The organism is Streptomyces sp. NRRL S-87 (genome assembly GCF_000719335.1).
GTDB lineage: Bacteria > Actinomycetota > Actinomycetes > Streptomycetales > Streptomycetaceae > Streptomyces.
This window is the reverse complement of the sequence record NZ_JOGB01000032.1, coordinates 50,520-65,252: the sequence shown is the minus strand read 5'-3', so window position 1 is coordinate 65,252 and position 14,733 is coordinate 50,520. Positions and strand designations below refer to the sequence as shown.

Here is a 14,733-nt window from a genome sequence, read left to right as displayed (position 1 = left end):
CTGCGGGGCCGTCACCATGGATGCCATGACCGAGCCTTCCGACTCCCCGACCGCGGATCCGGCCGCGGGCCCGAGGACCGGCCCGACCGCGGACCCGACCGCGGGCCCGGGCACCCCCGCCGAGCGGCCGCCGCTGCGCCGCAGCCGGCGCCAGCACGTGCTGGCGGGCGTGTGCGGCGGCCTGGGCCGCCACTTCGACATCGACCCCGTCGTCTTCCGGATCGTGCTCGGCGTGCTCGCGGTCACCGGCGGCGTGGGCCTGATCTTCTACGGCTTCGCCTGGCTGCTGCTGCCCATGGAGGACGAGGAGGAGAACGAGGCCCGCAAGCTGCTGACGGGCCGCATCGAGGGCGCGACGCTGGCCGCGGTGCTGGCGGCGCTCGCGGGCTGCGCCCTGTTCCTCGTGATGATCGACAACGGAGTGATGGCGGCCTTCTCGGTCCTGGTCGTGTTCGGCCTCGGCGCGGCCGCGTACTGGTCGCAGAGGCGGCGCGCGGAGCCCCCGGAGACCCGCGTGGAGGCGGCCCTGGGGGCGCACGTCCGCGCGGAGGCCCCGCCCGAGACCCAGGCCCCGCCGGTGCCCGGGGTCAGCTCCTGGTGGCGCGACCCGCTGGTCAAGGACGGGACGACCGGTCCGGTGGGGGCGCCGTACCTGTGGGGCCCGGCGGAGGACGCGGACGGTACGGACGGCGCGGCCGGCGCGGCCCGGACCGTCGGCGTCCCGGATCCGGCGTACGGCACGTGGCCGGCCGGGGACACGAAGAAGCCGGCCCCGGCGGCCCGCCCGCGCGGGATCGGCGGCCGGGTCTTCCTGCTCGCCCTCGTGGCGGCCGCCCTGGGCACCGGCCTGAGCTGGCGGGGCAGTCCGCTGGGCACGGCGCTGCAGACCGGCCTGGCCTGCGCGCTGGCGGTGTTCGGGGCGGGCATCGCGGTCAGCGCCTTCCGGGGCCGGACGGGCTTCGGCTCGGTGCTGCTGGCCGTGGTTACCGCGGGCCTGCTGGCGGGGGCGGCCGTCCTGCCGCGCGACATCGGCACGGACTGGGTGCGCACCGAGTGGCGCCCGGCCACACTCTCCGAGGTCCAGCCCCGGTACGAGGCGTCCACCGGCGAGGCGACGCTCGACCTGAGCCGGGTCGACGTGCCGAAGGGGAGGACCCTGCCCGTCGACGCGGAGATCGACGCGGGCCGGCTCAAGGTGGTCCTCCCGTCCGGGGTCACCGCCGAGACCCGCATCGACCTGGGTGTCGGCGACATCCAGCTGCCCGGCGACAAGCCGGACGACATCCGGGTGCGGACGGACAACGACGAGCGGGTGACCCTCCGGCCGGCCCCGGGGGCCGCGTCCGGCGGCACCCTGGAACTGCGGCTGAAGGCGGGAGTGGGACAGGTGGAGGTGACCCGTGCGTCATGAGTTCCAGCCGGGCCGGCTGATCGCCGGCGTGGTGCAGCTGGTGGCCGGGGTGCTCTTCGCCCTCGACGCCCGCGACCGCCTCGCCGTCTCCGTGTGGGTCCTCCTCCCCCTTGTGGCCGGCGGCCTCGCCCTGGCCGCACTGGCCGGCACGGTCGCCTACATCGTCCGGCGCGGCGACCGCGCCGAGCCGACCGGCAACCGGGACCGGGGCTGACGACCGGGCCGGACGAGAGCTAGGACACGAGGTCCCGCCCGCGGTGCGACGGCAGGGCGTCGCGGCGGCGGGTGGCGAGGAGGGCATCGAGGGAGAAGGTGGGGGCCCCGGCGAGGACGAGGGGCAGCCAGGAGATCAGGTAGACCAGGTCGTTGCCGTAGTAGTACGGCGTGGTCTGCCAGCTGACGGTCAGCCACAGGCTCAGCGAGATCAGGGCCCCGCCGGTGGCCGCGACGCGGCCGAAGAGCCCGACCAGCGTGCCGAGGCCGACGAGGATCTCCCCGACCGCGAGGAGGACCGCGAAGGTGACGGGCCCCTTCAGGGCGAGGTCCACCAGCGCGGGGATCGCGGAACTGTCGCGCACGGCGTGCATCAGCTCCCCGATGGAGCCGGTACCGGAGTCCTTGAGGAACGCCGGGTCGGTCAGCTTGTCCAGCCCGGCGTAGACGAACGTCACGCCCAGGAACACGCGCAGCGGGAGCAGCGCGTGGCGGGTGGCCCGCGCGCGCAGCGCGGCGAGGTCGGAGCGAGCGAATCCGGTCACGCCCCCATGTCTACCTGCTCGGCCCCGTCCCGTCGACGGCTGGGACGCGACCCGTCGACGGCCAGGCCGCGCCCCGTGGACCGAAGGACGCCGCCGGACGGGCGGGTCGGGGCACCGCGCCCCGGCGCCGCGGGTCAGTCCGCCACGTCGATGGAGCAGCGGTTGGACTCCACGCCCGCGGCCGTGACGACCTGGACCTCCACCCGGCCGGGCTCGACGTCCGCCGGCACCGGGACGGTGAGGACCTGGTCGGACGGGTTGGAGAAGCCGCCGGCGACCGGCACCAGGGGCACGTGGACGTGCACCGTCCCGATCCGCACCACCAGCCGGGCCAGCATCTCGGGCGTCTGCGCCCCGGGCGGTACGAAGCCCACGCCGCGGATCTCGATGTCGTCCCCGGTGCGGATCGCCGCGTCGAGGTCTCCCGGCTCCCGGGCCCGCACGACCGACAGGACCAGCGGCCGGGTCCCCTCGGCGTACTTCGCGGCCAGGTAGACCGCCGCCGAGAGCCCGGTCAGCACCGCGAGCGACCACGGCAGGTGTGGCAGCCGGTCGGGGAAGCGGGCCAGCGCCACCGCCGCGAAGGCGAGGGTGACGGTCGAGACCAGCACGTACTGCGCGTCGGGGAAGCTGCCCCGCCCCGCGTCGTCGGTGAGCAGGTCCGCGCCGCGCGGCCGGTCGGCCGGCAGCTTCTGCAGCCGCTGGCCCAGGATCCGTACGGCCACCACGCGCCGCACCACCACCGCCACCGCGGAGGTGATCGCGAGCACGGTCAGCAGGGGCAGCGCCCGGTCCAGCTCCAGCCCGGCGTACAGGCCCTCGCGCTCCTGCCCCGGCGGGTTCGCGGCCAGCCGCAGCGCGGGCAGCAGCGCCGCGAAGGCCGCCAGCAGCAGCCATGCGCACGGCACGGCCTTCGAGGTCGAGAGCCGGTTGTCCTCGCCCACCAGCGGCGCCAGCAGGCCGCCGCGCAGGGTCTGCGCGCGGGCTGCCACCGTCAGGAGCCCCGCCAGCAGCACCGCGGCCAGCAGCCCGGCGGTGCGCGCGGCGGACCAGCCGGTACCCAGGGCGGTGCCGACCTGCACGACGAGCAGCACGCCGGCCGCGATCCAGACGGCCAGTACGGCGCGCCGGGACAGCAGGTACAGCCAGGAGTGACCGGCCTCCCGGCCGCGGTCGGCGACCGTCCGGGCGGCCTGCGTGAGCTCGTCGGACACCCACTGGCGCGAGGCCCCGGCCGAGCGGGCGACGGCGGCCGGCAGCCCCTGGCCGGCGGCGTACTCGTCGCGGCGCTCGACGAAGGCGGCGACGGCCCTGCGGTGGCCCTCGCGGGCACCGTGCGGGCAGTCGTCGCAGGTGCAGCCGCCGCCGTGGGTACTCCGGTGGATGATCTCTTGGACAGCCACGTACGTGCCGCCTCTCTAACTACCGTGCAGTGCCAGCGAATTGTGCACCACCCCGGCAGTGCTCCCGGCCGCCGCCGACGTCAGAGGGGGTGAGTTCCCGTACGTGATGTTGACCCCGCCGGCCCCGGTTCCCCGGCGACGCGCTGCCACAGCGGCTGGAAGCTGATCCACGCGACCAGGTCCGTTCCCAGCTGCTCCCGGGTCAGGACGGCGCTCTTGTGGTCGATCGGTACGGGCTTCCCGGCGGCCCGCGCGGCCAGCTGGATCCCGCACGAGCGGTCGAGGGAGACGAACCACCACGCGGCCGCGTCGACCGAGTCCCCGACGGTCAGCAGCCCGTGGTTGCGCAGGACGAGCGCCTTGTGGGGGCCGAGGGCCGCCGCGATCAGGCGGGCGTCGCCGGTCCCGGCGGCCGGCCCGGTGTAGCGGTCCAGCAGGGCGTGGTCCTGGTAGAAGGCGCAGGCCTCCTGGGTGATGGGGTCGAGCAGCTCGCCGAGGGCGGCGAAGGCCCGGCCGTGGTCGGAGTGGGCGTGTGCCACGGCCACCACGTCGGGGCGGGCCCGGTGGACGGCCGCGTGCACTTCCAAGGCGGCCTGGTTGACGTGCTGGTCGCCCTGCAGGACGCGCCCGTCGCCGTCGGCCAGGACCAGGTCCTCGGGCCCGATCCCGGCCAGTGCCCGGCCGAAGGGGTTGACCCAGTAGCAGTCGGGGAACTCCGGGTCGCGGGCGGTGACGTGACCCGAGACCCCGTCCTCGTACCCGAGGGCGGCGAACAGCCGCAGCGCCCCGGCCAGCCGCTCCTTCCGGTGCGCCCGCTCCTCGGCCGGCGTCCCGTGCCGCGGCGGCATCGCGAACCGGAGGTGCTCCGCGGGCACGGGCTGGGGCTGCTCGGACATCGTCGGCGCTCCTCACGTACGGCTCGGGTCGCGGCGCACCGTACCCGCGCCCCGCGCAAGGGGCCAGAGGCGGGCGGCCGCGGAAACGGCGAGGCCGCCGCCCGCTCCCGGAAAGGGGCGGACGACGGCCTCGGCGGCGTACGGGAGGGACTACTCCCACTCGATGGTGCCCGGCGGCTTGCTGGTGCAGTCCAGGACCACGCGGTTCACGTCCGGCACCTCGTTGGTGATCCGGGTCGAGATGCGGGCCAGCACCTCGTACGGCATGCGGGTCCAGTCGGCCGTCATGGCGTCCTCGGAGGAGACCGGGCGCAGCACGATCGGGTGGCCGTAGGTGCGGCCGTCGCCCTGCACGCCCACGCTGCGGACGTCGGCGAGCAGCACGACCGGGCACTGCCAGATCTCGCGGTCCAGGCCGGCCGCGGTCAGCTCGTGGCGGGCGATGGCGTCGGCCTCGCGCAGCAGGTCCAGGCGCTCCTTGGTGACCTCGCCGACGATGCGGATGCCCAGGCCCGGGCCCGGGAAGGGCTGGCGCTGGACGATCTCCTCGGGGAGGCCGAGGTCCTGGCCGACCATGCGGACCTCGTCCTTGAACAGCTGGCGCAGCGGCTCGACGAGCTTGAACTCCAGGTCCTCGGGCAGGCCGCCGACGTTGTGGTGCGACTTGATGTTCGCGGTGCCGGTGCCGCCGCCGGACTCGACGATGTCCGGGTACAGCGTGCCCTGGACCAGGAACTCGACGGGCTGGTCGTCGGGGGCCTCGGCGATGATCTCGGCCTGGGCCTGCTCGAAGACGCGGATGAACTCGCGACCGATGATCTTCCGCTTCTCCTCGGGGTCGGAGACCCCGGCGAGGGCGGTCAGGAAGCGCTCCTGGGCGTCGACGACCTTCAGCTTGACGCCGGTCGCGGCGACGAAGTCCTTCTCGACCTGCTCGGTCTCGCCCTTGCGCATCAGGCCGTGGTCGACGTACACGCAGGTCAGCTGGTCACCGATGGCCTTCTGCACGAGGGCCGCGGCCACGGCGGAGTCCACGCCGCCGGACAGGCCGCAGATGGCGCGCTTGTCGCCGACCTGCGCGCGGATGGCGGCGATCTGCTCCTCGATGACGTTGCCGGTGGTCCAGTCGGGCTTCAGGCCCGCGCCCCGGTAGAGGAAGTGCTCGAGGATCTGCTGGCCGTGCGTGGAGTGCATCACCTCGGGGTGGTACTGCACGCCGTACAGCTTCTTCTCGTCGTTCTCGAAGGCGGCGACCGGCACCACGTTGGTGGAGGCGGTCACGGTGAAGCCCTCGGGAGCGGCGGAGCAGGCGTCGCCGTGCGACATCCACACCGACTGGTGCTCGGGGGTGCCCTCGAAGAGGGTGGAGCCGGTCCTGGTGACGGTCAGCGGGGTACGGCCGTACTCGCGCGCACCGGTGTTGTCGACCGTGCCGCCCAGGGTGGTGGCCATCAGCTGGAAGCCGTAGCACATGCCGAAGACGGGGACGCCGGCCTCGAACAGGGCGCGGTCGATCGTGGGGGCACCCTCCTCGTACACGGAGGACGGGCCGCCGGAGAGGATGATCGCCTTGGGGTTCTTGGCCAGCATCTCGGCCACGGGCATCGTGCTCGGCACGATCTCGCTGTAGACCCGGGCCTCACGGACGCGGCGGGCGATGAGCTGGGCGTACTGCGCGCCGAAGTCGACAACGAGGACGACGTCCGGGGCGGCGGAGGGTGCTTCTGGCACGGCGGGCCTTCCGGCGGGAAAGAGGGTGTTGTTTTGTCGATTCTAACGGCGCTCGCACGCCCGTCTTCGTCTCACCATCCGAACCCGGGCCCCGGCCGGTCCTGTCTCACCATCCGAACCCGGTTGGTGATGGGCCCGCGGGACGGCTAGATTCCGTGCCGTGCGCAAGCAGCTGAGCTTCCTCTTTACCTATGGCACCGGTCGGTCCGGTCGCCATGGGTCCTCGTGATGCTCGCTCCGAGCCACTGAACAGACCACCCAGAGCGCCCCCGGCCGACAGGCCCGGGGCGCTCTGTCGTCGTACGGGTCGTCGGCCACCACCGACAGGAGAAGCCCGTGACCACCACCGCCGCCACCGCGCCCGCCGCCCGCACCGCCGGGACCGCCGCCGAGACCACCGGTGCCCGCACCGCCGACGCGGCCGAGCTGATCGGCGGCGCCCGCGAGCGGATCGACGCCCTCGACGACCGGATCATCGGCCTGATCCAGGAACGGATGGCCGTCTCGGCCGTGATCCAGGACGCCCGGATCACCTCGGGCGGGCGCCGCGTGAACCTCTCGCGCGAGATGGAGGTCCTCGCGCACTACAACGAGGCCCTCGGCAAGCCCGGCACCGCGCTGGCGATGACGCTGCTGGAGCTGTGCCGCGGCCGGGTCTGACCGCTGCCGGCGACCGCCGTGCGGGCGTGCGTTTGTCACCCGTCCGGACCGTGACCGGCCCCGTGGGGCTTCGTTGGTGTGGATAGTCCGCGCCAGCCAGGCGCGGGCCCGCACACACCACGCGTGGCTCCGCTGGAGCGATGAGACGTACGGCCCGTGGAGCGTACGTCGTGGGACCTCGCCCCAGCGCGTGACCGGTCGGCAGGGGACAGCAGCCCGGTCACCCCAAAGGACGGCCGGCCCCGGGGACGCCCGGGGCCGGCCGGTCCGATCCTCCCGGGACCCACCCCGGGACCCGTGTCCGGGACCCACCCCGGGACCCATCTGGCCGGAAACGGTCACCTTGGCCGAAATGGTTGCGGGTCGGCGGCCCGTCGAGCACGATGCATTCACTGGCCACGCGGCGCGTCCCCCCGGCGCCGCGGAGCGGTTCCGGCGCTGCCCTGACGCCGGACGACATGGGGAGGGCCCCGCGGACAGCAGTCCGCGGGGCCCTTCTCACGCCCGCACCCCCCCCGTGCGCACGGGCAGCGCCCCCCCCTCAGCGCCGGCGCGCCCGTACCCCCCGGTCCGGGCGCGCCCGCGCGTCAGGTGTGCCGGCCCGTCCTGCGGCGGGTCGCCAGGAAGAGGCCGGTGCCGCCGACGAGGGCGATCGCCGCGGCCCCCGCGAGGAGCGCGGCGGAGCTGCCGGTGGAGGCCAGGTTGCCGCCGGGCCCGGCGGTCGTCGGGGCCGTGGCGGACGGGGTCGCGCCGCCGGTGGCCGAGGGGGTGGCGGCCGGCGTGGCGCCCGTGGTGGGCGACGCCGTGGCCCCCGGGGTCGGCTGCGTCGGCACCCGGGTGGGGTTCAGGACCAGGGCGGCGGTGTCGTTGGCGTGCTTGGGGTCGAAGGCGAGCCGGCCCAGGCGGCCGTCGGGGGCCCAGGTGCCGACCGCGACGGAACCCTTGGCGTCGGGGACGACCCGGTCGACCCGCAGCTCGAACGGGAAGGTGACGGTCGCGCCGTCGAGCACGGCGTACCCGCTCTGGCAGCGGTAGCGCGGGGCGCCCAGCTGCCGCTCGCGCGGCGTGCCGTCGGCGCTGAGCGCGGCGCAGGCCTTGGGCTTGCGGGTGACCGAGGCGCCGGCCGGGACGCGGACGTCGACGGTGGCGACGGGCTCGCCGGAGCGGATGTTGCCGATCCAGGCCGGGCCCTGGTTGCGGAACCCGAAGCGGGCCTTCACCGTCTCGCCCGCCGTGCCGTCGAACGCGAGCGGGGTGGCGGCGAAGTCGGCGGTGTTGGTGGTCTGGAAGTCGAACTCCTGCTGGTTGTCCCAGGGATTCAGGTCCGACGAGTACGGCTGCGCGAGGACCCGCTTCGCACCGATCCTGACCCCGGACTTCGGGCCCGCCTTGGAGTCGTTCAGGGCGGTGGAGGCCGCGCCCGTCTCCTTGATCCGGTAGATGAACGAGTCGTACCAGGCCCGCTGGGTGGCCTTCAGGTGCAGCGGCGCGTCGAGCTCGTAGACGTACTTGGGCTCGAAGGAGCCCTCGAAGGTGCACACGGTGGTGCCCCAGCCGCGCTGCTGCGGGCCGTTCGGGTGGAACGTGCAGTTGTCGTACTTCTCGACGAACTCCAGGCCCCGGGTGTGCAGGAGCTCCAGCACCACGCCGTCGGCGGGGCGGGTGCCCTTGTTCACGAAGGAGATCGGGGTGGCCTGCCGGTCGCCGACCTCCATGCGGTTCTTCAGGTGCAGGCGCTGCATGACCAGGTCGGGGCCGCCGACCGTGACCGTGGTGGTGCGCGGGCTGATGCGGATGCCCGCGGCCTTGCCGGTGACCGCGACCGTGCCGTGCGCGCCGTCCTCCGCCCCCTTGGCGGCGGTCAGCCGCAGCTGTACGACGGTCCGCCCGCCGGCCCAGAGGGACGAGCCCTCGCAGACCAGCGTGTCCGCGGTGCGCTCGCAGTCGTCGCCGACCTCGCCGAGCGCGACGTCGGCGACTCCCTTCAGCCCGGCCAGGTCCAGCGTGAGCGTGTACGTGCCGTGGAAGTCCCTCGACGTGGGATTGGTGATCCCGATGTCGACGGTGGTCTTCTTCGGGCTGCCCTTCGCCGGGTACGGGTTCAGGCCGACCTCGGTGGGGCCGCTCACGGCGTAGTCGGGACCGGCGGCGTGTGCGGGGGTGGTCAGCCCAAGGGCCATCAGGCCCGCCGCGGCCAGCAGGGAGATTCGTCTCATGTCCGCTTCGACTTGCGAAAGCCGAACGGAGTTGCCTCCTCGTGGATCACGAATTGACGACGATGCCCGGCGCCGCACCGAGAGCCTGTGACGCAGGTCACGTTCACCGGGGTGCAACCATCCGCCGGGGCCGCGGGTCACCTTGTGCGGAACCCACGCTCCGGCGTGGACGCCACGCATGCGCGAGGGGCTGCACCAGGAGGGGGGTGCAGCCCCTTACGCATCACTCAGTCCGTGGCCGCGGCCCGCTTCGGCACCTCCGGCACCGCGAGGAACGGCAGCCGCAGCGCCCCGAAGGCGTCCTTCGGCACCGCGGGCCGCACCGGCTCGACCGCCGCCAGCCGCACGTACGCCGCGCCCTGCTCCGGACGCGGGTCCGCCTCCCCCTTGTTGGGCCAGAACGACATCGCCCGCTCCGCCTGCGCCGTGATGGTCAGGGACGGGTTGACGCCCAGGTTCGCCGAGACGGCCGCGCCGTCGACGACGAGGATCCCCGGGTGGCCGTAGAGCCGGTGGTAGGGGTCGACCACGCCCTCCTCCGGCGAGCCGCCGATCGGGCAGCCGCCGAGGAAGTGGGCCGTCAGCGGGGTGCCCATCAGCTCGCCGACGTTGCTGCCGGCGAAGCCGTTGATCTCCTCGGCCAGCAGGGTCGCGGCCTGCGTGGCCTCCGCGATCTGGGTCGGGTTGGGCGCGCCGTGGCCCTGCCGGGCCGTGAGCAGGCCCTTCCCGATGCCGCCGGGCTTGCGGTACGTGGTCAGGGAGTTGTCGAGGGACTGCATCACCAGCCCGATGATCGTCCGCTCCGACCAGCGCCGGTTGGACAGCGAGCGGACCGCCTGGACCGGGTGCCGGACGGTGCGCCCGAACCAGGCCGCCACCCGGTGCCGGTGGTAGGGCACCTGGAGGACCGTCATGGCGCCCATCGCGTTCGAGCCCTTGCCGTAGCGGACGGGTTCGATGTGGGTGTCCGCGTTGGGGTGCACGGACGAGGTGATGGCCACGCCCTTGGTGAAGTCGGCGCGCGCGTGCTGCCCGTACTTCCTGCGGTAGCGGCGGTCGTCGGTCTGGGCGCCGACGATGCCCTCGGAGTTGGTCCGGGTCAGGTCGCCGAGCCGGGCCGAGATCCGGGGCAGTTCGCCGCGGTCCTTCATGGTGTGGAGGAGGGTCTGGGTGCCGTACGTGCCGGCCGCCACGACCACGTACCGGGAGCGCAGCACCTTCGCCCTGCCCTTGCGGCGGCGGTCGGTGGGCACGGTGCGCACCCGGTAGCCGCCGTCCGGGTGCTCGGCGAGCGCGGTGACGGTGGTCATGGGGTGGATGACGGCCCCGGCCCGCTCGGCGAGGTGGAGGTAGTTCTCGTTGAGGGTGTTCTTGGCGCCGTGCCGGCAGCCGGTCATGCACTCGCCGCACTCGGTGCAGGCCTTGCGGGCGGGGCCGGCCCCGCCGAAGTACGGGTCGGCGACCTCCTCGCCGGGCCGGGCCCGCGAGGCGCCCTCGGCGTCGTCGCCGTCACCGAAGAAGACCCCGACGGGGGCCATGTGGAACGTGTCGCCCACGCCCATCTTCTCGGCGGCGGCCCGCAGGTGGACGTCGGAGGGGGTCATGGTCGGGTTGAGCCGCACCCCGAGCATGCGCTTGGCCTGGTCGTAGTAGGGGGCGAGCTCCTCGCGCCAGTCGGTGATGGCGGCCCACTGCCGGTCCTTGAAGAAGGCCTCCGGCGGGACGTAGAGGGTGTTCGCGTAGTTGAGCGAGCCGCCCCCGACGCCGGCGCCGGCCAGCACCATGACGTTGCCGAGCAGGTGGATGCGCTGGATGCCGTACAGGCCGAGGGCCGGGGCCCACAGGTAGTTGCGCAGGTCCCAGGAGTTCCGCGGGAGGCTGTCGCGGGTGAAGCGGCGGCCGGCCTCCAGGACGCCGACCCGGTAGCCCTTCTCGGTCAGGCGCAGGGCGGAGACGGAGCCGCCGAAGCCGGAGCCGATGACGAGCACGTCGTAGTCGTACGCCTCGTCGGCGGGGGTCCCGGTCGCGTCGGCGGGGGTCTCGGTCATGTCGGGGGCGGCTTCCTTCTTGTCGTACGCGCGGTCGTCGGACATCGGGCGGACCCCTCAGCGCATCCGCAGCGCCTTCATGATCCGCAGGCTGCGGGTCATGAAGGCCGCGTACGCGTCGTCGTCCATGCCCAGCGAGGGCGCCATCGGCAGCAGCCGCTGGTGCGCCACGGTCTGGGCCTCGGTGTACTTGAGGATGCCCTCCGAGCCGTGCCGGCGGCCGAGGCCGGAGTCCTTCATGCCGCCCATGGGCGACTGGGCGCTGCCGTACGCGGGCGCGTACCCCTCGTTGATGTTGACCGTGCCGGTGCGCAGCCGGGCCGCGACCCGGTGGCCGCGCCGGGCGTCCTTGGTCCACACGCTGGCGTTCAGGCCGTACGGGGTGGCGTTGGCCTGGGCGATCGCCTCGTCCTCGTCGGTGAAGCGGTAGATCGAGACGACCGGGCCGAAGGTCTCCTCGGCGCAGACGGCCATGGGGGCCTCGACGCCGTCGAGGATGGTCGGCTCGTAGAAGAGCGGGCCGATGTCGGGCCGGTGGGCGCCGCCCGCGACGAGCTTGGCGCCCTTCTCGACGGCCTCCTCGACGTGCCGGCGTACGGTCTCCAGCTGGCGCTCGCCCACCAGCGAGCCCATGTCCGCGCCGTACGCGAGGGCGCTGCCGAGCCGCATCGCCTTCGTGCGGGCGGCGAACCGGGCGACGAACTCGTCGGCGACCGCCTCGTGCACGTACAGCCGCTCGATGGATATGCACAGCTGGCCGGCGGAGGAGAAGCAGGCCCGTACGGCTCCGGCGGCGGCCTTCTCGACGTCGGCGTCGTGCAGCACGAGCATCGCGTTCTTGCCGCCGAGCTCGAGGGAGACGCCGACCAGGCGGGCGGCCGCGCCCTGGGCGACCTCGCGCCCGGTGCGGGTGGAGCCGGTGAAGGAGACGTAGTCGGCGTGCCGGACGACCTCGGGGCCGACGACCGGGCCCTCGCCCAGCACGACCTGGAAGACCTCGGCCGGCAGGCCCGCCTCGATGAGCAGGTCGCGGGCCCACAGGGCGGTCAGCGCGGTCTCGGTGTCGGGCTTCATGACGACCGCGTTGCCGGCGACGAAGGCGGGCAGGGCGTCGCCGACGGACAGCTCCAGCGGGTAGTTCCACGGGGCGATCTGGCCGACCACGCCGCGGGGCTGGCGCAGTTCGGTGACCTTGGTGAGGGTCGGCATGGCGCCGCCGTGCCGCTTGGGGCGCAGGTAGGCGGGCGCCTTGCGGCCGTAGTGGCGGGCGCCGACCGCGACGGCCTGGACCTCCTCGTGGGCGTGCAGGCGGGCCTTGCCGGTCTCCAGCTGGATGAGGTCGAGCACCTCGGCCTGGCGGGCCAGGACCAGGTCGTGGAAGCGCAGCAGGACCCCGGCGCGCTGCCGGACCGGCAGGGCGGCCCAGGCCGGCTGCGCGGCGCGGGCGCGGCCGAAGGCCTCGGCCACGTCCTCGGGGGTGGACTCGGGCAGGTCGGCGAGCTTCTCGCCGGTGAACGGGGTGTGGTTGGCGGTGCGGCCGGAGCCGGCCACCCCGCGGGTGAGGCGGGCGACCAGTTCGGGGGTGACGACGTCGGCTGCGGTGCGTACGCCGGCCGGGGTCGGTGCCACGGGATTGGTGGGGGCGGGGGCCTGCGAGTCCGTCATGGCGGTGAGGGTATGCCGATCGGGCACCTTTGGGTACCCGCCGGTAACCAGATTTTGCCAATCGCGCCAGCGTTCACTGGCGCGATGTCCGGAAGGTGCCTGATCAGGGGCCTGCAGACCCCCTCCGGGCCGCCTCCGCGCCGCTCGCGCGGCCGGCCGCCCGGGGGCGGGCGGAGCCGGTCAGGGGGCGGGCTGCCAGTGGCTGAGCACGATGTCGAACTGCTCCCGCGTGGTGTCCCAGTCCTTGGCCGGGCTGGACATGTAGATCGCGTACTCGGTGCCGCCGGGCGTGACGTACATCTGGTCGATGGCGCGCTTGGCGCCCGGGTGGTCCTTCTTCTCCGTCCACGTGAACTCCCAGACGCCCGCCTGGGTCTGGCCGCGGTAGGTGTTCGCGTGCAGCGTCTCGCGGTGGTACTTCGGCAGGCGGCTGCTGACCGACTTCTCCACGTCCAGCAGGTGCATGTACGGGTTCTCGAAGTCGGGCGTGGTGTCGCGGCTGATCCGGATGCGGTGCTTGCCCTCGTCCGGCGTGTAGTCGATCTGGTCGCCGTCCGTACGGCGCTTCCAGCCCTTCGGCACCGCGAGCGTGAAGCCGGCCGGGTCGGTGACCCGCACCCAGCCGGCGGGGAGGGTGTCCTTGGTCGACCGGGACACCGGGCCGCCGGTGGTGCCGCCGGCGCCCGAGCGGTCGTCGTCCTGCGTGTTCATGTACTTCAGCGCCCCGAACGCGAGCCCGCCGCCGAGCAGCGCCGCGACCAGGGCCACGATCGCCACGCGGCGGGTCCGGCCGCCGTCACCGTCACGGCGGCGCCCCGCGCGCCCGCGGGGACCGGGACCGGCCGGCCCGGCGTCGGAGCGGACGAACTGGTGCTGCTCGGGGAGCGGGGCCGTACCGGAGGGGCCGGTGGCGCCGGCGTGACCGGGGTGGCCCGGATGACCCGGATGACCTGGGTGGTTCGAGTGGCCGGTGGGGCCGTGCGGGGCCTGCGCGACGAGGTCGGCCGGCGCGGGTCCCGTGATGCGCTGCGTGGGCACGTACGCGTGGGCGGCCCGCGGCTCGCGGCCCTCCATCGCCTCCAGCAGCATCCGCTCGGCCTCGGCCGCGGACGGCCGCTTCGACGGGTCCTTGTGCAGCAGCGCCGTGATGACCGGCCCCAGCGCACCGGCCTGGCGCGGCGGCGGGAGCTCGTCGTTGACCACGGCCGCCAGGCTGGAGATCGGCGAGGTACGGCGGAACGGCGAGCGCGCCTCGACGGCCGTGTACAGCGTCGCGCCCAGCGCCCACAGGTCGGAGGCCGGGTCCGGGGCACCGCCGGTGACGCGCTCGGGCGCCAGGTAGTCGATGGAGCCCACGAGTTCGCCGGTGCGCGTGATGGAGGAGTCGCCCTCGATGGCCGCGATACCGAAGTCCGTGAGCAGCACCCGGCCGTCCTTGGCCAGCAGCACGTTGCCGGGCTTCACGTCGCGGTGCAGCACGCCCACCGCGTGCGCGGCGCGCAGCGCGCCCAGGACGTGCAGTCCGATGCGGGCGGCTTCGCGGGGCTCGATGCGCCCGGCGGCCTTGGCCGCGTCGGCGAGCGAGGGGCCGTCGACGTACTCCATGACGATCCAGGGCCGGTCGTCGTGCTCGAGGACGTCGTGGACCGTGACCACGGCCGGGTGCTGGATCCGGGCGGCGGCCCGGGCCTCCTTGCGCGTCCGCTCGACGAGCACCGCCCGGTCGGCCTCGGCGACGTACAGACCCGCCGTCAGTTCCTTGACCGCGACGGTCCTGTGCAGCAGCTCGTCGTGCGCGCGCCACACCTTGCCCATGCCGCCGCTGCCGATGGGCTCTCCGAGCCGGTACCGGCCCGCGAGCACCGAGCCCGCGCCTGTCCTGTGTTCCACAAAATCCCGCCGCTCTGTACTTTCGGGGAAAGATTACGGAGCGAAGTAGCTCTCC

The 14,733-nt window shown here is 74.1% G+C and carries 11 protein-coding genes; 3 read left to right on the top strand and 8 right to left on the bottom strand.

All coding sequences use genetic code 11. The features are described 5' to 3' along the window. The first annotated feature begins 25 nt into the window (after positions 1-25). Together IF43_RS0121315 and IF43_RS0121310 are read left to right on the top strand one after the other, a co-directional pair. Positions 26-1,411, top strand: a complete 1,386-nt coding sequence (locus IF43_RS0121315; RefSeq protein WP_030202979.1) for a PspC domain-containing protein — start codon at positions 26-28, stop codon at positions 1,409-1,411. Further along, positions 1,401-1,625 (top strand): hypothetical protein, encoded by a 225-nt coding sequence (locus IF43_RS0121310; protein WP_030202978.1) that lies wholly within the window; start codon positions 1,401-1,403, stop codon positions 1,623-1,625. Before IF43_RS0121315 ends, IF43_RS0121310 begins: the two co-directional genes overlap by 11 nt. Positions 1,626-1,644: 19 nt before the next feature. Here IF43_RS0121310 and IF43_RS0121305 read toward each other — a convergent pair whose 3' ends face one another. From IF43_RS0121305 to guaA, 4 genes are all read right to left on the bottom strand, one after another. Next, complete coding sequence (locus tag IF43_RS0121305; RefSeq protein WP_030202977.1) at positions 1,645-2,169, bottom strand: TQO small subunit DoxD; 525 nt, start codon at positions 2,167-2,169, stop codon at positions 1,645-1,647. Between the two features lie 134 nt (positions 2,170-2,303). After that, positions 2,304-3,572 (bottom strand): hypothetical protein, encoded by a 1,269-nt coding sequence (locus IF43_RS0121300; RefSeq protein WP_030202976.1) that lies wholly within the window; start codon positions 3,570-3,572, stop codon positions 2,304-2,306. A gap of 80 nt (positions 3,573-3,652) precedes the next feature. Then, positions 3,653-4,468, bottom strand: a complete 816-nt coding sequence (locus tag IF43_RS0121295; protein ID WP_051795776.1) for a class II aldolase/adducin family protein — start codon at positions 4,466-4,468, stop codon at positions 3,653-3,655. Between the two features lie 150 nt (positions 4,469-4,618). After that, positions 4,619-6,199: a glutamine-hydrolyzing GMP synthase gene (gene guaA, locus IF43_RS0121290; protein WP_030202966.1), complete on the bottom strand. Its 1,581-nt coding sequence runs from the start codon at positions 6,197-6,199 to the stop codon at positions 4,619-4,621. 336 nt (positions 6,200-6,535) lie between these two features. Here guaA and IF43_RS0121285 point away from each other — a divergent pair, with 336 nt between their 5' ends. Beyond that, a complete protein-coding gene (locus IF43_RS0121285; protein ID WP_030202965.1) occupies positions 6,536-6,859 on the top strand; it encodes a chorismate mutase in 324 nt (107 codons plus the stop codon). 587 nt (positions 6,860-7,446) lie between these two features. On the opposite strand, the gene IF43_RS0121280 is transcribed toward IF43_RS0121285, so the two are convergent. The 4 genes from IF43_RS0121280 to IF43_RS0121265 form a co-directional block, all read right to left on the bottom strand. Next, complete coding sequence (locus IF43_RS0121280) at positions 7,447-9,075, bottom strand: hypothetical protein (protein ID WP_030202962.1); 1,629 nt, start codon at positions 9,073-9,075, stop codon at positions 7,447-7,449. A 227-nt stretch (positions 9,076-9,302) separates the two neighbouring features. Then, a complete protein-coding gene (locus tag IF43_RS0121275; protein WP_030202960.1) occupies positions 9,303-11,123 on the bottom strand; it encodes a GMC oxidoreductase in 1,821 nt (606 codons plus the stop codon). A 57-nt stretch (positions 11,124-11,180) separates the two neighbouring features. Then, positions 11,181-12,788, bottom strand: a complete 1,608-nt coding sequence (locus IF43_RS0121270; RefSeq protein ID WP_030202957.1) for a succinic semialdehyde dehydrogenase — start codon at positions 12,786-12,788, stop codon at positions 11,181-11,183. A 180-nt stretch (positions 12,789-12,968) separates the two neighbouring features. Next, complete coding sequence (locus IF43_RS0121265; protein ID WP_030202956.1) at positions 12,969-14,678, bottom strand: serine/threonine-protein kinase; 1,710 nt, start codon at positions 14,676-14,678, stop codon at positions 12,969-12,971. Positions 14,679-14,733: the final 55 nt, after the last annotated feature.